Genomic DNA, 16,713 nt, shown 5'->3' on the forward strand with positions numbered 1-16,713 from the left:
GAGGTCGAAGTCGGTCATGGGACTGGAGTCGCTTCCGTGGCCGACGTGGCCTCTGGGGCAGAGGTCGACCATGGGTCTGGTGGGGTGCGCGAGGCCGGAGCCGAACCCGGGGCCGCGCACGGGCCGCGGCAGGGGAGCGGGAGCGCCTATGGGGGTGAGGTCGGCGTCGAGGGTGGGTGCGGACATGAGCACGGGGGTGAGGGCGGAGACGGCGTTGAGGTCGGCCGCCGCGTCGAGGCCGGGTACGACCGCGATATCGCGCCCCCTCCGGCGGCGCCGGGGGCGGCGGGCGCCCTGACGCCGGACCGACCCCCCACAGCTCCGGCGCCGGACCGACCCCCCGCAGCTCTGGCGTCGGACGGGCGCCCCGCTCGGTCCTCAGACGGGCCCCCGGCTCCGGCACCGGACGGCCGCCCCGCTCGGTCCTCGGACGGACCCCCGGCTCCGGCGTCGGACGGGCGCCCGGCTCGGTCCTCGGACAGGGCCCCGGCACCGGACCGGCCCGCCGGTCTGAGCCCGGAGGGCCCGTCGGACCCCTCGGAATCAATCGCTCCCTCGACCTCGGCTGCCCCGCTCACTGTCCATGCGGCACCGGATGCGCCCGACCCCCATGCATGGGACGACGGCCTGATCGCCCGGCGGGCCACCTCGGCGAAGCCCGCCCCGCCGGGCCGCCCGGAGCGGCCGGCTCGGCCTGCCCGTCCGGAGTCCCCGGGGGCGGCGAGAGGGATCGGAATCACTAATTCCGGGCCCCCGGTCGACGGGCCGCCGCCGGGGTCCGTGGACGAGTGCGCCGCCCCGGCCGCTTCGACCACCTCGGCGCCCCCCTTCCGGCAGCCGCCTGGTGTGCCGGAGAGCGGGACGGCCGCCGACCGGACCGGGTACGCACCACGCCCCGGGTTCGCCCCGGGCCCCGCCTTCGGCTTCGGTGCGCTGCGCCCGCGCCTCGACGCCCTCCGGGAACTCGTCGGACTGTCCCGCACCCGGTTGGACCGGCGCGCGCTCGGGGACGCCGGGCGTGTGCTCGACGAGGCCGCCGCGCGAGGCCGGCACTCCCTGGGGCACACCGTGGTCGCCCTGGCCGGTGCGACCGGCAGCGGCAAGTCGACGCTGTTCAACACCCTTGCCGGAGTGGAGCTCTCCGAGGCCGGCATCCGCCGGCCGACCACCGCGGAACCGATGGCCTGCGCCTGGACCGACCACGCCGACGGGCTGCTCGACCGGTTGGGCATCCTGCCCGGGGCCCGCCATCTCCCCGCCCATCCGTATGATCCGGCGCTCCGCGGGCTGGTGCTGCTCGATCTGCCCGATCACGACTCCGCGGCGGCCGGGCACCGGGAGCGGGTGGACCGGCTGCTGGGGCTGGTGGACGCGGTGGTGTGGGTGGTGGACCCGGAGAAGTACGCCGACGCCGTGCTGCACGAACGCTATCTGCGGCCGCTCGCCGGGTACGCCGAGGTCACCTTCGTCGTACTGAACCAGATCGACCGGTTGCCGGGGGACGCCGCCGACCAGGTGCTGGACGATCTTCGGCGGCTGCTGGACGAGGACGGGTTGGCGCTGGGCGAGCATGGCGAGCCAGGAGCGGCGGTGCTCGCCGTGTCCGCGCTGACGGGAGCCGGTATGGGCGAACTGCGCGAGGCGTTGGGACGGTTCGTGGGCGAGTGCGGGGCGGCGGAGCGCCGTTTGGCGGCGGATGTGGACGGGGTCACTGGGCGGCTGCGCTCCTCATATGTGGCGGATGGCGGGTGGGTCGGTGGGCTGTCCGAGCGCGCCCGGGCGGAGTTCGAGAACCGCTTGGCGGACGCGGCGGGGGCGGCCGTGGTCGGGCAGGCGGCGGAGCGCGCCTGGCTACGGGCGGCGGATCGGGCATGCGGTACTCCGTGGTCGCGGTTGTGGTCCCGCCGGAGCGGCGGAGGACGGGACATGGCCGGGGGTGGTCGTGGTCGTCTGGCGGCGGTGCCGGTCGCGGCCCGGCCGGCGGTGGAAGAGGCGGTGCGGAACGTGGCGGACGAGGCGGCGACGGGGCTGCCCACCCCCTGGGCACAGGCGGTGCGCGAGGCGGCCCGACACGGGGCCATGGGGCTGCCGGAGGCGATGGACGAGGCGGTGGCCGCCACCGCGCCCGGTGGACAACCACCCCGTCCGCGCTGGTGGTCGGTGGCGGCCGTGCTGCAAGGCGCGCTGCTGGTGGTGCAGCTGGTGGGCGCCGGCTGGCTGCTGGCGGCAGTCGCCGAGCGGTTCAGTGCGCCCGTCGGCGCGGGCGGTCTCGGTAGTGGATGGTGGGCCCCCGCACTGCTTTTGACGCTGAGTGCGGCAGGCGGGCCGATGGTGACGTGGGGCTGCGCCCTGTTGGCCCGGGGGCCTGCGCAGCGATACGGACAGTTGGCGGAGCGGCGGCTGCGGGAGGCTGCCGCGGAGTGCGGACGGACCCGGGTGCTGGAGCCGGTCGCGGCGGAGCTGATGCGCTATCGCGGGGTGCGGGAGCAATACGCCATCGCGGCGGCGCGGTCGAGATGAGTCATGCCCCGTGGCGCCGACCGCACGCACCGGCCCCGTGTGTTCCCTCTGACGAGTGGCCGAGTTGTCCACAACGGAGCGGTCGTCCACAGCCCTCAGCGGGTTTCGTCGGGCGCGGGCACGATGACGGCACGGCAACACGAATCCGCGATGACGGGGGAGGCCATACAGTGAACGAGACCTTGGTGACCTTGGTGGGAAACGTGGCGACGGCGCCGGACTTCCGGCAGACCGCCTCGGGCGTTCCGCTGACCCGGTTCCGGCTGGCGGTGACGGCCCGGCGCTGGGATCGGACGCGGGCGGCCTGGACGGACGGGGACACGAGTTTCTACACGGTGTGCGCGTGGCGCACGTTGGCCGCCAATGTGGCCGCGTCCGTGACGATCGGTGAACCCCTCGTGGTGCAGGGCAGGCTGCGGATCCGGGAAGGCGGCCGGGACGGCTCCCGGGAAGGGGTCGGTGGCGGTTCCCGAGACGGCTTCCAGACCGGGACCCGCGAGGGAGGCCGACAGGCGGCGTTCCCGGAAGGCGGGCGCGAGCGGGAGGGCGGACGCTGGCTGTCGGCCGACATCGAGGCGGTGGCGGTGGGGCACGACCTGGCGCGGGGCACCTCGGCCTTCCGCCGGGTGTCACAGGCCAGGCCGATGACGCCGGCCCTGGCCTCGATGCACGGTGCGGTGCCCATGGACGGGGCGCCCGCCGGGCCAGCGAGCACCAGCCCCGCGACCACCGGCCCCGCAACGGCCGAACCGGCGCCCGCCGGGCCAGCGACCGCCGTGCCCGCCCAGGCTGACACCCTGTTCACCGATCCGGCCCCGGCCGTCTCCGTGTCCACCGACTCGGCAGGCCGCCCGACCGCCGTCCGCCCCACCGCCGGTGGCCCGACCGCTCCCGGTGCCGCGGCCCACGGCGCGCAGTCCAGCCCACCCGCGGCCGAACCGGCACTCACCGGGGCGACACCTGCATGAAGGTCGGAGATTTGTCGATATACCCAGATCGAAAGTGGAACTGAGGGATAACAATTCCGATTCGGATCGGGTCGGCAGGCGCATTCCCGGCGTCTGTGGACGCGCTCTCTCCCTAGGATCCACCCGGTGCCAACGGGGGTTCCTGAGTTTTGAGTTCGCCGGCGAGAAGCGTTCCGGTATCCCACGGCAGCCCATGGCCTCGACGACTCGCACACGATGACGCGTGCTCGTGCCGGTGCCCGTGATGGTCCTCATGCTCGCCCGGAGGGGAAGAAATGAACTCAGTGAAGAGGCGGAGAGTGGTCCGTCTCGCCGCCGCTGTGCTGGCCTCTGCGCTGGCGGCGGTCGGCGCGGTGGCGGTTGCGAGTCCCGCCGCCGCCGATGACCTCCCCTCCGGTCGGGGCGGTGCCACGGCCACCCTCGGCGGTCTCACGGTCTTCGACCAGGCGGTCGTCCGGAACGGGGCGCAGAAGGAGCAGGTGGGCGCAGGGCTGTTCGAGATGGCGGTCGACGAGGGCGGCACCATCCAGACGTACTGTGTCGACATCCAGAACCCGACGCAGCCCGAGGCCACGTACCGGGAGAAGCCCTGGAGCGAGACCTCGCTGCACGACAACGCCGACGCGGGCAAGATCCGCTGGATCCTGCGGCACTCCTACCCGCAGGTCAACGACCTCTCGGCGCTGGCCGCGAAGGCCCACACCGGCCCGCTGACCGAGAAGACCGCCGCTGCGGGCACCCAGGTCGCCATCTGGCGCTTCTCCGACGAGGCGCAGGTGGAGGCGGTCGACCCGGCGGCCGAGAAGCTCGCCGACTATCTGGAGAAGAAAGCCGAGCGCCTTCCGGAGCCCAAGGCCTCGCTGACTCTCGACCCGCCGGCTGTCTCCGGTAGGTCGGGGGAGCGGCTCGGGCCGGTGACCGTGCGCACCGGTGCCACGGCCGTCAGCGTCGCCCCGGCGGCCGTAACCTCCGGGGTCAGGGTCGTCGACAGGGCCGGCAAGCCGGTCAGCAGCGCCGTCAACGGCAGCCGGCTCTACTTCGACGTCCCCGCCGGCACCCCGGACGGCACCACCTCGCTGACCGTGCAGGCGTCCACCGAGGTGCCGGTCGGCCGCGCGTTCGCCAGCGAGAGCAAGAGCCAGACCCAGATCCTGGCCGGGTCCAGCAGGTCAAACGTGTCGGCGACCGCCACCGCGAGCTGGGCGCGGAAGGGGCCCATCCCGGCCCTGTCCGCCGCGGAGAACTGCGCCAAGAGCGGCGTCGACGTGACCGCGCGGAACGCGGGCGACGAGCCGTTCACCTTCGAGTTGGCGGGCGTCGAGCACACCGTCGCCGCGGGGAAGTCCGAGACCATCACCGTCCCGGTGCGGGAGGACCAGGAGTACGCGTTCACGATCAGCGGCCCCGACGGTTTCGAGCGCACCTTCTCCGGGGTGCTGGACTGCAGGACCGCGAGCACGGGCGGCGGGTCCACCGGGGCCGGCACGGGGGGCTCCGGCGGTGACGCGCCCGCCAACGAGCCGGCCCCGGCCTCGGTCGGCGGCGCCTCCGGCGGTGACATCCCGGACGACGGCGATCTCGCCGAGACCGGCTCCCACAGCGACACTCCGCTGATCGTGGGCCTCGCCATCGCCTTCGTCGCGGCCGGCGCCGGCATGGTCTTCCTCCTCCGCCGGAAGGGGTCGCCCGAGGGGGAGTGATGGTCGGGGAGTGACAGGAGCCACCGCGCGAGGAGAGTGATCGAGCCGGAGCGTAGTCGTCGGGTGACCGTCCGAAGCGCGACGGGTCTCGACGGGTGCTGCGCTCCGGGGCCGTGCCGCTCCGCGCCGGTCTGTGGTTTTCGCCGTGGCCTTGTCGTACGGCAAGATGGGGTGTTTCTTGCGAATCAGGGGAGCGAAACGGCCCCTGACCTGCGGAGGAGCCGCCAATCAGGGGCCGCTGTGGGGCCGTGGGCCGTCTGTGGGCCGTCAGGCCGCCTCAGGGACACCCTGAGCGCGACCGAAGACGGCAGACACAGCCGCGCGTGTCCGCTGCTCGCTGCTCGGCATCAGGTGGGTGTAGATCCGCAGCGTGAACCCCGGGTCCGAGTGACCGAGGTACACACTCAGGGCCTTGATGCTCTCGCCACCGTCCAGGAGCACGGAGGCGTAGAAGTGCCGGAGGGCATGCATGCCGTCGTCCGGTGCGGCAGCGTACCGCTTGCCCGGCTCCCGGGGCGGGATGACGCCAGCGGAGGCCAGGGCGGGCTTCCACACGTGGTCGTCGAAGTAGCTCCGCCAGATGGCATGGCCCACAGCGCTCGTGAAGACGAGCTGACGGGCCACCAGCGGCCCGTCAGGAGTATTCCAGGGCAACTTGACCTCGACCGGGGGAAAGCGGTCCACGTGGGCGTGCAGGGCCGCAGCGGTCACCGGACTCAGAGGAACGTCACGGAGCTTGCCCCGCTTCGGGGGAGCGAAGACGAGCGTGCCGCCCACGCGCTTGACCTGCTGCCGCACGTAGAGCCACCCGGCGGCGAAGTCGATGTTCTCCTGGTCTAGGCCGAAGATCTCCCCCTGACGCAGGCCGCAGCCCCCGCCGGCATCCACGGTGGCGGCGTAGCGGTCGGGCAGCCCGGCCTGGACGGCGAACACGCGCTTCTCGGGCCACGGCTGAACCAGGCGCGGGTCCGGCTCCGGAGCCTTGACCGACTGGGCGTGGCAGGGATTCGACCGGATTACCCCGTCGTCCACCGCCGCGTTGAACAGGGACGACACCGAGTCGTAGATGGCCCGCCGGTACGTCGCGTTGGGGAGCGACGTCTTGAGCTTGCTCAGCCAGGCGCGTACGTGCTCCGGCTTGAACGACCCCATGGGGCGGGCACCCAGATGCGGGATGGCGTGGAGGCGGATCCGCCTCTTCACTGCCTCCTGACTGACCACGTCGGTCGTCAGGCCGCCAAGCCACTTCTCGGCGTATTCCCGGAAGGTGATCCGCCCGGCCTTCGGGTCGAAGAACTGCCCCGAGTCCATGTCGGCCTTGATCCGAGTCAGCCACTTCTCGGCCCGGCCCTTCTCGCGGTCCGGGAAGCTCTGCGACTGCTCGGTGCCGTCGGGGCCGACGTACCGGGCCCGGTATCGCATGCCGGTGCCGTGGCGGTCGGTCTTGACCCGGCGGGGCTTGCCGTCGGGGCCGACCTCGGTCTTGTACCAGCGGTCCTGGATGTGGCCAGCCATAGGGCTGTGGGTCCTTTCTGTCGCAAGGGAAGGCCCGTGCCGCCCTGGTGAGGGACGGCACGGGCCAGCGAGGGATGGTCAGGCGGCGGTGTCGAGCTCGCTCTGCTGGGTGACCCAGGCATGGACGGCGACGGGGTCGTAGCGGACGTAGCGGCCGGCGCGAAATCCGGGCGGGCCGATGCGCTTCTTGCGCCAGTGGTAGACGGTCTCCAGCGGGACGCCGAAGAGCACGGCGATGTCGTCGGGGGTGAGGTAGCGGTCGGGCAGGCCGCTGCGGAGGGCGGCGCGTGGGTCGGGTTGAGCGGAAGGGGTTCGGCTCATGGGGTCCTCGGAGTCGAGTCGTGTTGCGTTCGGGGCTTCTCGCGGCGCGCGCCTGTCCGAGGTGCGGATTTCTGCGTCATTGCGTCATCAGCGTCATTCGCGCCTCTGACCTGGGGTTTTGTGTGACGCAGTGGCTGGGGTGTGCGTCATCGCAGCGTCATGGGCTGCGTCATGGGATGACGCAGATGACGCAGGATGACGCAGGCGCCGTCGCCTGCGTCATGGCTGTAGCCGCAGGTCAGGTGCCGTATTTCGGCCTGCATGACGCAGATGACGCAGCGTCTTCCCTCTTAGGACAAAGAGGAGGGGTGTCTGTTGTAGTGCGGTGCCCCTCAGAGCGTGAAGAAGGAGCCGCTTCGCGGCGCGTCCTTGGGGCGGCGTTCCGCCGAACAGCAAGAGGAGCACGCCCGGCCGGGGTGCTCTTCTTGCTTGTCCGGGCGAGCGCGGATCGCGGGTCAGAACATCGGTTTGTGCTGGTGTGGGGGCGCCGTGGCCGGGCGGGTCATTTCGAGATAGCGGCCCTCGCTGGTGCGGCCGGTGTCGATAAGGACACCGCGGGCGGCAAGGGTCGGCTGGAGGCGCTTGAGCCGGTCGGAGAGGACTTTGCCCGTGGTCGGCCAGCCCTTGGGCAGGGGGCGCGGTTCGTCGCCGCTGTAGAGGCGACTGAGGCAGTGCAGCCACTCGGTGGACGTCATCCGCTGCGCCGCACCGGGCTCGATGGTGTCGGCGTGTCTGAGGACGGTCTGGGCGAGGAGATCGCCCTCGATCACGTCGTCGTTCAGGTCGTCCAGGCTGGCCCGGTAGGCGGCGAGTGCCCCGAGGCCTGTCGCTGCGTCGAGCTGCGCGCACAGGTGCGCGAAGTCTGCCATCCGCAGATCGGTGGGGGTCTCCGCCTCAACGGCTCGGACCTTGACCGTCAGGTCCAGGAGCGAGCCGAGAACGACGGGCAGAACCTCCGCGTAGTCCGCCCACAGTTCGGCCTCGGTGCGCCGGACGCGGGGCCGCTCCAACCGCAGCGGCAGGAGCCGCTCGGCGAGGTCGGGCCGGATGACGCCCACGTCGATGCCGGTCAGGAGCAGGGGGCGGCGGTAGCCGACGCGGAACACGTCCCCGTCGGTGAACAGCGCGCGCTTGACGCTCTCGGCGCCGGTGACGATGCAGCACATGGCGTCGGACAGGTCCGGGGTCATGTGGGAGAGGTTGTCCAGGGCGGTGACCCATCCGGCCGCCACCGCCGCGATCAGGTTCTCTTCATCCTTCGGCGCCCGGCGCAGGTCACCGCTCATACCCTCGATGATCCGCACGAGCATGCGCCCGCCGGTCGACTTGCCCGCACCCTGCGGCCCGGTGAGGAACGGCGCGGGGACGGGCACGGACGGTCCGAGGCAGCCGATGAGCCAGGCGATGGCCAGGCATTCGGTCTCGGCGTTGGCGAAGTTGCACAGCCTGAGTAGGAGGTCGATGCCCTTGCCGTCGGTGTCCTTGGCCGGCACGGGCAGTTCGCCGGTGAGCTGGGTGCGCCGCCAGCACACCTCCCGCGGGTCCGGGATGGCGATGTCCCAGCCGGTGGGGTGGATGCGGACGGACTGTCCGTCGTTGCGTCCCAGGTCCAGCCACGTCGCTCCGTCGTACCCGGGGGCGACGCGGATGCTCACAGGCTGCACGTCCTCCGTCAGCGCGAGTGCTTCGATCAAGTCCAACGCCTCTTTGAGCGCGGTCCCGTTGAACACGCCGACCCCGTCCTTGAACAGGCCGACCATGAGTTCCTGGCGGTGGCTGCCCGTCGTGCCCTGGGAGCGGATCGGACGGGCCACGGGGTGGCCGTTCTTCTGCGCGTACACGGTCCCGTCAGCGGTACGGAAGTACCGGAAGTGCGCATGCGCGTAGTTGGCGATGACCTCGCGGGCAGGGTTCTTCTCGTCGTCGGGCATGGTCACAGTCCCAGCCTGGTGCGGGCGTTGGTCCACGCGTCGGTGCAGTGCCGGGCGGATTCGCCCTTGGCCTGCGCTGCGGTGAACAGGCGCGCAATGTGGGTGTCGGTGAGGCAGCCGCACCGGCCGTGGACGGACAGCACGGCGAGGAAGGTGCGGTAAACGGTGGCGTGGATCGCGCTGCGGGCCTCGGTGATGCGCTGCTCCGCCATGGCGATGCCACGTTCCAGGTAGACGGGAGTGCGGTGGCGGCATTCCCCGCCCCCGACCGGCGCGGGCACGGTGACGGCAGGCTGTGCCGGCCGGACTGTGGGGGGTTCCTTCACGGCCAGTGCGCGTACGACCGTCGGCAACGCCGTCATGGAGCCGGTGCCGGGCCCGAGCCACCGTGCGTAGGCCATCGTGGACTTGATGTCGACGCCGTCACGCACGGCGTTCACGGACCGCATGGTGCCTTGATAGACCCAGTGTTCGCCCCGCGTGGTGACCACAGTCCGGGTCGGGGGCAGGGACTGCCTGGCCCAGGTGACGGCCTTCGTGTCGTCCAGGTCCACGACGGTGAGTCCGGCGCCGCCGGGGTGGTAGGCCACCGCCGCCGCCTCGCGCCACGCCCCCGCCCACTCCCGAGATCGGATAACGGTGGGGTCGCTGGTGGCGGCGGCCCATGCGTGGCACGGGCGGGGGCAGGTGCACGGTCCGGCGTGCCTCATGTTCGGCCGGCCGCCGCACGCGAGGTCGGTGCAGTCGGGGCAGTTACCGAACGGGACCTTGCCGGCCCGCAACGGCAGGACCGGCACCCGTAGGACGGCGAGTCCGAGCGCGGTGTTCAGGTGGCCGGTCACGCGGGCCACTCGCCGGATGGTGGTCGGTTGGGTCATGCTGGAGACCTCCACAGGTCTTGTCGAGACAGGTGGACAAGGGGCGGCCCGAGACTTTGGCGAGACGCGGGCCGCCCTAGCCATCACTGGATGGGCGGTTGTTGATGAGCTGAGTGGGCGCGCGGCGCAGACGTCGGGCGAGCCTGGACACAGGAGGGAGTCCGATATGCCGGAGCTGGCGAAAGTGAGTAAAAACCGGCCCAGCCTCGCGTAAACTCCCAGGTCAGCAACTGTGGTCCCCGCGCACGCGGGGGTGTTCCCGCCTCCGGTGCGGGCACCGGGTCCCGATCGGAGTGGTCCCCGCGCACGCGGGGGTGTTCCCCGACCGATGCCGCGCTGCAGGAGTGGGAGAACGTGGTCCCCGCGCACGCGGGGGTGTTCCCCAGGCCACCAGGAACGGCATGCCGGGGCAGTCGTGGTCCCCGCGCACGCGGGGGTGTTCCCTCAGCTGGGGCGAGTGCGGGCCGATGGCCGCTGTGGTCCCCGCGCACGCGGGGGTGTTCCTAAGGAGAGCGGGCAGAGCGCTGGCACGATCGTGTGGTCCCCGCGCACGCGGGGGTGTTCCCGCCTTGAGGTTTTCGGGCGTCCGCATCTGCCGGTGGTCCCCGCGCACGCGGGGGTGGCGCGGCGGCCCGAGGCTTTGGCGAGCTGCGGGCTGCCTAGCCGTTGTTAGAAGGGCGGTTCGTCGCTGTAGCCCGCGTTGGCGCGGCGGAGCCGGCGGGGCAGGCGCGGGAGGGGGAGTAGGGTCCAGCGGCGGTGTTCGTCCCAGCAGGGGCAGGGCTCCCAGTCGGTGCCGGCGTACTCGCCGGTCTTGTAGTCGCCGTAGCCGTACGCGGTCCCGCCGTCGCCGTCGCAGGTACGGCAGGCGGGGCGGGGCGTGTCGGTCAGGACGAGCGCGGCGCGGGGCCAGTTGACGCGCCGGATGCGCAGTCGAGCCATGGTTGAACCTCCAAGAGCGATCACTGTGCGTTCAGGGAGGGAGGCAAGGAGGGGCCCGTCGGGCCGTGTTCTCGGGGGTTTCCGCAGGTCCGGGGCGAGTGCCTCCCTGCCTCCCTGAAGGGGTATTTGCGCTGTTCAGGTCAGGGAGGTGGGGTGAGGGAGGCGGTGAGGGAGAACTCCCTGCCTCCCTCACCGCCTCCCTTCACTCAGGGTCACAATCTTCGGTGTCGCCGCGGCGGGAGAGAGCGGCGTGGACGAGGTCCGTGCTGGCGACCATGACTCCGCTGGACTTGTACGGGGCTGCCCCGGCGTCCTCCAGGACTTCCTTCAGGTCCTGCGCGGTCCAGGTGCGGTAGACGCGCGGGTTGCGCTCAGCCAGCCGCTGCCTGATCTCTTCGGTGCGCATCCGCTTGGTCTCGCCGAGCACGCTGGCGATGTCGGCGAGGTTGTCGACGTCTTCCTCCTCGCCGGTGGCGATGGTGGTGCGGGTGGTGACACCGGAGCGCCGGGCTTTGATCCGCTCGGCGATGTCGTCGGCGTCGTCGTCGTTGATGTAGTGGGTGCGGATGGTGATGGCGGGTTGTCCGGGGGCGAGTTTGACGCCGTCGCCGGCGACGACGACGGTGCCCTTGTCCAGGCCCTGGCGGAGCTTGTGGGGCGCGGCGCCGGCATCGATGGCGGCATCGCCGAGGGCCATGCGGGCCTGGGACTCGGTGCCCAGGACCAGGGAGGCGCGGATGTGGTTGCCTTCGCGGGAGCGTTTGGGCAGGTTCTCGTTGGTGGGGTCCTGGGTGCCTTCCCAGACGGTGACGTTGACTGCCCGGCCCTGGTCGTGGATGGCCTTGACGGCCTGGAAGTAGCGGCTGGTGGCCTTGGACCCGCCGTAGGGCCGCTTGTCTTCGCCGATGGCGCCGGAGCCGTAGGCGACCTGGGCTTCGTCGCAGATCAGGACCAGCGGTGGGAAGACGCTGCCCTTCGGGGCGAGGAGGCGGCGGTTCATCTCCTCCACGCCGTCTTCCATCATCTCGGTGGCGTCGGCGACGTGGTCGTCGGTGGGGCCCTGGATGAGGACGGTGGCGATGCCGTCCGTGCACTGCCAGTCGCCCACACCCTTGAGGTCCGCGATGCGGAACTCGACCGCGATGTCGTGGGCCAGCCACAGCGCCAGTGCCCGCAGCGAGGCGGTTTTGCCTTGGTTGGACAGGCCCGTGATGAGCATGTGGCGTTGGTAGAGGCTGATCAGCGCCACGTCTCCACGCAGGTCCACACCCCAAGGTGCCCGGCCGGTTTTGTAGTCGGCGCTGGCCTCGGGGTCGGTGACCAGCGGGGAGGGTCCGATGGGCTCGTCCAGGGCGCCGGAATCGGCGATCCAGGCCCTCACGGTGCGGGCGGCCGGCGCCACCGACAGGTGCACCTCATGCTCATGCCGCCCCAGGTTCTCCGCCAACTTGCGGCGCCGGGCCAGCACCTCTTCCGTGCTGCACCCGCTGGGCAACAGGATGTCGACCTCAACGCCGCAGCCGGCGAGCACGATCGGGGAGAGCATGGAGGCACCAGCGTCGCCCATCTCCTTGATGGCGGTGCGCAGGGCCGGGATGCCCAGGTCCCGCAGGGACTTGACCACGATCGACGGCGTGATCGGCTCCCCGTCACTGTCGCGCTGCCCGGCAGGCATAGCCCACTGTGGTGCGGCTTTCTGTTTGGCGCCGACCGCCCACAACCCCGCCAGCGCCAGCCACGGCCCCACCGCGACCGCTGGCCCCCAGACCACGGAGACGATGAAGACGAGCCAGCGGATCGTCTCGATCGTGGCCACCAGCGGCACGATGACTTCGGCGGGGGCGCCGTCGGCTATCGCCATCACCGTGCCCAGCGCCAGCAGGCCCCCCAGCCCCGTCCCGGCGCCGACCAGGGCACCCTTGGCGACGCGCTGCGGTGCGGTCAGCAGGTCCATGCGGCGCTGATGCCGCGCCGCGCGGAACTGGCGCCCGCGCTCCTCCCATTCGGCCGCCTGCTCGATCTGACCGGCAGCCTCGGCGGCCCGCATCATCCGCTCGTAGCGGGCGGCGGTCCGGCCGTCCCAAGTGCGCTTGGCGACGATCCGGGCACCGGAGACGGTGTAAAGGGTGTGCCGGGCGGCAAGGCGGCCCGCCGCGCGGGTGCGTTCGTGTGTGGCCACCACACGCACCGTCCGTGCACCCCGCGCCCACACAGGGACGGCCGGGGCCGGCGGGGCAGGGTCCGTGTCGCCCTCGGGGGCCGCGGCGGGGGTCTCCTTGGTCAGCCTGAGCGGGGCGGTGGTGTCGCGGGGGCGGTGGTCATCGAGGTGGTGAACGGTTCCCATGCCGGAGACCTCCGGCGCGGGGTCGGTCATGATGGTGGTCTCCTGTCTCGCTGATAGGCGAACGGGTAGGCCCAGGGCGGCCGGGTTCCTTGGCCGGGATGGCGGCCGCCCCGGGGCGAAGTCACTTGCTGTTCTTGGCGGCGCGCTCCTCGCGCTTGCGGGCGCCGTCGATGATCCGGTCGACCTTGCGCTCCAAGTCGGCCTGGAAGACGTTCTCGTCGCCGGCGATGCCGCGCTTGGCCATCCGGGCGACGTACCAGGCCACCCGCGCCTTTTCGCCGGCGGTCAGCTTGGGCTCGGGCTGTGCCATCGGGTTCCCCTCCCTGGGCCGGTCTGTCCGGCTCCCCCTCACCGCCCGGGGTGCAGGGTCGGGCGGATCAGGCAGCCGTCAGGCCGCGGCCGGGCGAGGGATGGCGCGGCAGCGTTCGGCGTGTTCCTGGGCCCACGCGGTGGCCCGGGTCAGGCTGGGCGTGGAGATCCCGGTCGCGCCGGGCGGGCATCCGGTGCACTCGGCGCGGTGCCCATTGGCATTCGACTCGGGCGCAGGCTGCACGTCGATGGTGGCGCCGGCGAGGTTGAGGTATCGGGCGATGACGCCCGTGGGCCAGTTGGTCTGGGCGGTCATGGAGTCGGCTTCCTTCCCTGCGGGTGGCCGGGCTGTCCGGCCACCGCACCCCACGCCCGTGACGGCACGTGGAGCACTGTGGCCGGACGCTCAGCCACGCCGCCGGGCTTTGGCGACTGCCTTGGTCGCGGCTTGCCCGTCGGCGCCGGCGACGGAGCGGACCACGCTGACGACGGCCGAGCAGACGAGGGCGACGACCAGGGCGGCGATGGCGAGGCTGATCGCGACCGAGGTAAGCGTGGCGACCAGCAGCGGGCCGAAGTACACGCCCGCCGCCACCGCACCGCCGCCGGCCCCGGCGCCGAGGGCGACGCGTTGGGTAGTGCGGTCCGGCGGAGCCTGATGCACGTGGATCACCTGCGGCACCGGCGTCTGCGCCTGCGCCGGGAGGATGGGAAGGCGGTCGGTGTAGGCCCAGGTGCCGTCCGGGAGCTGGACGACCGCGGGCGGGGTGGGCTGCGGGGCCGGAAGGTTCGTCATAGGAGTTCCCCCTCCTTGGGCGGGGTCGAGATGGTCACTGGTCATGCGGCGCGCTGCTGGTCGGGGTAGGCGCGGCGGGCGCCGGTGGGGTCGTAGCACCGGCCGAAGGCGGGGGACATCATGCGGCCACGCGCTTCCATGCGGCCCGTAGGCGGACTTCGGATGCGGAGTGGCCTGCCGCGCGGAACCGGGCGGACATCTCGCGGTAGGACAGGGCGGGCGTCTCGCTGTGCCGGATCTCGTCGACCAGCGCGTCAAGCGCCTCATCCGTGAGCGCGGGCCCTGTCTCCAGCGCGGGAACGGGCTCAGTGGGGCCCCACACGGGGAGTTCCCATGAGGGTGTGACGCCGGGTGTGACGCGGGTCGTCACGCTGGTCAGGGCCCTGCCGGTGTCCTCGCCCCGCCGCGCCGTCTCCAGCGTCGACCATGCTTCGGCCAGGGTGTCAGCGGTCTTGGCCTGGACGCGTGCGACGCGGGCCCCGGCCTGCGTCACGGCCGTCAGCCGGGTCTCCTCGGTGGCAGCTTCCGCCCGCAGCCGGGCGCGGGCAACGGCCGCTTCGTCACGGGCCTCTTGCTGGATTCCCCGGATCGCACCGAGCGCGGCCGGGGTGAGGGCGGTGCGCTCCCACAGACTGTGGACCAGCCACATTGCCTTAGCCGCGAGGGGCAGCCAGGCCACGGCCAGCCACGCGCCCGGCGACTCTTCGGCGGTCAGCGCGTGGGCGATGAGGACGCCAGTGGCGACCAGGCCGAAGAACCAGCCGACGCCCGTCACGGTGCGGTTGTGGTCGCCCTGCGCGGCGAGTCGGCGTTCATAGGCGAGCGTGGCAAGCCATCCACCGTCGATGCCGAGACCGACGACCAGCGCGACCGGCCACGGCACCGCCGTGCCCAGCCACACCAGGACCACGGCCAGAGTGAGGACCATGGACACCGCCGTCATCGCCACGGCGGGAAGAACGGTCTTGGCGCTCACGCCGTACCTCCCTTGCGGCCGTTCTCCGCGCGGCTGCGCTGGCTCGGCTGAGTACGCGGGGCGCCCTCGTACCAGACGAACGGCGGGATGTCGTCCGCGGCGATGAAGACACGGATGGCGGCGCCCGCCGGGGCGTCGGGCAGGGCGTAGACGCTGCCACGCTCCAACGACGCCAGCAGCCGGGCCCCGTGGTGCTCGCAGCCGTCCGCCCCATCGTTGTAGGCGTCCAGCACGGTCACGACGGCCGGGCCGTCGCACGGGGTCGGGTCGTCGGGGTGAGCGGCTGGGCAACGGACGGTGCCGGTCACGCCACACCCCCCGACCACAGTCAGTTCGTCGACGAAGGGGCGGCTGCGCCGGTTGCAGCCCATGTCACCCTCGACCGCGTCCCACCACACGCCGACGTACTCACGACCGTGATTCGGGTGGTCAGTGTTGGTGACGCGGCCGATGTCGCCCCCGTTGACGGTCCCCATGCGCCCCTCGGCGCACATGACGCGGGTCCCCTTCGGGAGGTCGGCGGCGGTGCGGGGGGTGATCGACCCCATAGCCGTGCCCTGGCCCCGGACTTTCGCCAGCAGGGCAGAGCCCTTCTCCGTCAGCGTGCTCTCGACGGGGTGGATCAGACCCCGGGCGACCAGGGCGCGCTCCGTGCGGACACCGCACGCCACCACTTGGCCTTCCTCGCCCGTGTAGAGGGCACGAAGCATGGGCGCGCTCAGCTTGTGAGCCCTGATGATCTCGGCGGCGGGTGCGGCCCTCACGCGGCACCCCCGGGAACGCTCGCACCGGCCGTCTGGTTGATCACGGCGACGCGCGCGGCCAGCACCCGCCGCCGCGCCCGCCGCAGCCGCCGCTCGTCCAGCTCCGACAACGGCCGGTCCAGCGTCATGATCTGCACGTCCAACAACTCGACCTCCGCCCGGATGACGGGCATCTCGCGGTCGATCGCGTCCAGCTCCGCGGCCGACGGCTCGCGGTCGAACGGCACGGCCGTAACGGCCGCCTGAAGTGCAGCGATGGGCTTCATTGGGTGTGTTCCTTCCAGACAGGAACGGCCCGAACCGAACCCCCGGTGTTCCCGCACCGGGGGTTCTCGCCGTTAGAACCAGTACTTCCGGCTCCCCTCGGCCCCGCCCGTACCGCAACCCGCGAGGGGCCCGGACGGGCGGAGGAGGCAACCGGCCGCAGCCGGACGGCTGCGGAATCGGGTGGTGCAACGGAACTGGCGATCTTTGCCCTTGTCTCACCGCGCGTGGGCGAGTCCCTTCGCCACCCGAGGGCGGCGGGGAGAAAGGTGCGTGCTGCTCGCGCGGCAGGGCCTGCGGCTTGTCGCAGATGCCTGCTGTTTCGGACGCTCTCTGTTGAGTTCTCAAGGAACGGACGCTTCCTTCGGGGCCGCCATCACGCGCTGCCCTCCGGGCGTACCGAGCAGACCGAGACGAACCCCTGCGGGCCCATCTGGTGCGCACCAGAAGAATGGCATCTGGTGCGCACCAGATGCAACCCCTTCGTG

The 16,713-nt window shown here is 72.0% G+C and carries 15 protein-coding genes and 1 CRISPR repeat array; of the genes, 3 read left to right on the forward strand and 12 right to left on the reverse strand.

Annotated elements, in window-relative coordinates:
- Window positions 1–627 precede the first annotated feature (627 nt).
- The 3 genes from LRS74_RS22595 (at window position 628) to LRS74_RS22605 (ending at window position 5,188) form a co-directional block, all read left to right on the forward strand.
- The gene (locus LRS74_RS22595) at window positions 628–2,520 is read left to right on the forward strand and encodes a GTPase (protein ID WP_277744877.1); all 1,893 of its coding nucleotides are present in this window, start codon (window positions 628–630) and stop codon (window positions 2,518–2,520) included.
- Between the two features lie 170 nt (window positions 2,521–2,690).
- The gene (locus LRS74_RS22600; protein WP_277742723.1) at window positions 2,691–3,488 is read left to right on the forward strand and encodes a single-stranded DNA-binding protein; all 798 of its coding nucleotides are present in this window, start codon (window positions 2,691–2,693) and stop codon (window positions 3,486–3,488) included.
- Window positions 3,489–3,763: 275 nt separating this feature from the next.
- The gene (locus LRS74_RS22605; RefSeq protein WP_277742724.1) at window positions 3,764–5,188 is read left to right on the forward strand and encodes a Cys-Gln thioester bond-forming surface protein; all 1,425 of its coding nucleotides are present in this window, start codon (window positions 3,764–3,766) and stop codon (window positions 5,186–5,188) included.
- Between the two features lie 267 nt (window positions 5,189–5,455).
- On the opposite strand, the gene LRS74_RS22610 is transcribed toward LRS74_RS22605, so the two are convergent.
- The 12 genes from LRS74_RS22610 to LRS74_RS22665 all read right to left on the reverse strand — a co-directional run bounded on the left by LRS74_RS22610 (window position 5,456) and on the right by LRS74_RS22665 (window position 16,227).
- Window positions 5,456–6,703, reverse strand: coding sequence for a tyrosine-type recombinase/integrase (locus tag LRS74_RS22610; RefSeq protein WP_277742725.1), 1,248 nt, complete (start codon window positions 6,701–6,703; stop codon window positions 5,456–5,458).
- A 78-nt stretch (window positions 6,704–6,781) separates the two neighbouring features.
- Complete coding sequence (locus LRS74_RS22615) at window positions 6,782–7,024, reverse strand: helix-turn-helix domain-containing protein (RefSeq protein WP_277742726.1); 243 nt, start codon at window positions 7,022–7,024, stop codon at window positions 6,782–6,784.
- 455 nt (window positions 7,025–7,479) lie between these two features.
- On the reverse strand, window positions 7,480–8,955 hold the full coding sequence (locus LRS74_RS22620) for an ATP-binding protein (RefSeq protein WP_277744878.1): 1,476 nt from the start codon (window positions 8,953–8,955) through the stop codon (window positions 7,480–7,482).
- Window positions 8,956–8,957: 2 nt separating this feature from the next.
- Window positions 8,958–9,833: a bifunctional DNA primase/polymerase gene (locus LRS74_RS22625; RefSeq protein WP_277742727.1), complete on the reverse strand. Its 876-nt coding sequence runs from the start codon at window positions 9,831–9,833 to the stop codon at window positions 8,958–8,960.
- A gap of 232 nt (window positions 9,834–10,065) precedes the next feature.
- Window positions 10,066–10,459: direct repeats of the CRISPR family, unit length 28 nt; unit sequence GTGGTCCCCGCGCACGCGGGGGTGTTCC.
- A 43-nt stretch (window positions 10,460–10,502) separates the two neighbouring features.
- Window positions 10,503–10,772, reverse strand: a complete 270-nt coding sequence (locus LRS74_RS22630; protein ID WP_277742728.1) for a hypothetical protein — start codon at window positions 10,770–10,772, stop codon at window positions 10,503–10,505.
- 202 nt (window positions 10,773–10,974) lie between these two features.
- Entirely contained in the window at window positions 10,975–13,146 is a 2,172-nt protein-coding gene (locus LRS74_RS22635; protein WP_277742729.1) for an ATP-binding protein, read from the reverse strand.
- 91 nt (window positions 13,147–13,237) lie between these two features.
- Window positions 13,238–13,426 carry a DUF6257 family protein gene (locus LRS74_RS22640; RefSeq protein WP_277742730.1) on the reverse strand — a complete coding sequence of 63 codons (189 nt, stop codon included), beginning with the start codon at window positions 13,424–13,426 and terminating at the stop codon, window positions 13,238–13,240.
- 78 nt (window positions 13,427–13,504) lie between these two features.
- Window positions 13,505–13,741, reverse strand: a complete 237-nt coding sequence (locus LRS74_RS22645; protein WP_277742731.1) for a hypothetical protein — start codon at window positions 13,739–13,741, stop codon at window positions 13,505–13,507.
- A gap of 90 nt (window positions 13,742–13,831) precedes the next feature.
- Entirely contained in the window at window positions 13,832–14,221 is a 390-nt protein-coding gene (locus LRS74_RS22650; protein ID WP_277742732.1) for a DUF6251 family protein, read from the reverse strand.
- A gap of 118 nt (window positions 14,222–14,339) precedes the next feature.
- The gene (locus tag LRS74_RS22655; RefSeq protein WP_277742733.1) at window positions 14,340–15,197 is read right to left on the reverse strand and encodes a protein spdB; all 858 of its coding nucleotides are present in this window, start codon (window positions 15,195–15,197) and stop codon (window positions 14,340–14,342) included.
- Window positions 15,194–15,907 (reverse strand): hypothetical protein, encoded by a 714-nt coding sequence (locus tag LRS74_RS22660; protein ID WP_277742734.1) that lies wholly within the window; start codon window positions 15,905–15,907, stop codon window positions 15,194–15,196. Before LRS74_RS22660 ends, LRS74_RS22655 begins: the two co-directional genes overlap by 4 nt.
- 50 nt (window positions 15,908–15,957) lie before the next feature.
- Window positions 15,958–16,227, reverse strand: a complete 270-nt coding sequence (locus LRS74_RS22665) for a DUF6284 family protein (RefSeq protein WP_277742735.1) — start codon at window positions 16,225–16,227, stop codon at window positions 15,958–15,960.
- Between the last annotated feature and the right edge of the window lie 486 nt (window positions 16,228–16,713).

The sequence above is a fragment of the Streptomyces sp. LX-29 genome (assembly GCF_029541745.1).
Taxonomy (GTDB): Bacteria; Actinomycetota; Actinomycetes; order Streptomycetales; family Streptomycetaceae; genus Streptomyces.

Excerpts from the sequence above, each read along its gene's own strand:
- LRS74_RS22605 (WP_277742724.1), top strand. The coding sequence starts at position 3,764 with ATGAACTCAGTGAAGAGGCGGAGAGTGGTCCGTCTCGCCGCCGCTGTG.
- LRS74_RS22610 (WP_277742725.1), bottom strand. The coding sequence starts at position 6,703 with ATGGCTGGCCACATCCAGGACCGCTGGTACAAGACCGAGGTCGGCCCC.
- LRS74_RS22615 (WP_277742726.1), bottom strand. The coding sequence starts at position 7,024 with ATGAGCCGAACCCCTTCCGCTCAACCCGACCCACGCGCCGCCCTCCGC.
- LRS74_RS22620 (WP_277744878.1), bottom strand. The coding sequence starts at position 8,955 with ATGCCCGACGACGAGAAGAACCCTGCCCGCGAGGTCATCGCCAACTAC.
- LRS74_RS22625 (WP_277742727.1), bottom strand. The coding sequence starts at position 9,833 with ATGACCCAACCGACCACCATCCGGCGAGTGGCCCGCGTGACCGGCCAC.
- LRS74_RS22630 (WP_277742728.1), bottom strand. The coding sequence starts at position 10,772 with ATGGCTCGACTGCGCATCCGGCGCGTCAACTGGCCCCGCGCCGCGCTC.
- LRS74_RS22635 (WP_277742729.1), bottom strand. The coding sequence starts at position 13,146 with ATGACCGACCCCGCGCCGGAGGTCTCCGGCATGGGAACCGTTCACCAC.
- LRS74_RS22640 (WP_277742730.1), bottom strand. The coding sequence starts at position 13,426 with ATGGCACAGCCCGAGCCCAAGCTGACCGCCGGCGAAAAGGCGCGGGTG.
- LRS74_RS22645 (WP_277742731.1), bottom strand. The coding sequence starts at position 13,741 with ATGACCGCCCAGACCAACTGGCCCACGGGCGTCATCGCCCGATACCTC.
- LRS74_RS22650 (WP_277742732.1), bottom strand. The coding sequence starts at position 14,221 with ATGACGAACCTTCCGGCCCCGCAGCCCACCCCGCCCGCGGTCGTCCAG.
- LRS74_RS22660 (WP_277742734.1), bottom strand. The coding sequence starts at position 15,907 with ATGCTTCGTGCCCTCTACACGGGCGAGGAAGGCCAAGTGGTGGCGTGC.
- LRS74_RS22665 (WP_277742735.1), bottom strand. The coding sequence starts at position 16,227 with ATGAAGCCCATCGCTGCACTTCAGGCGGCCGTTACGGCCGTGCCGTTC.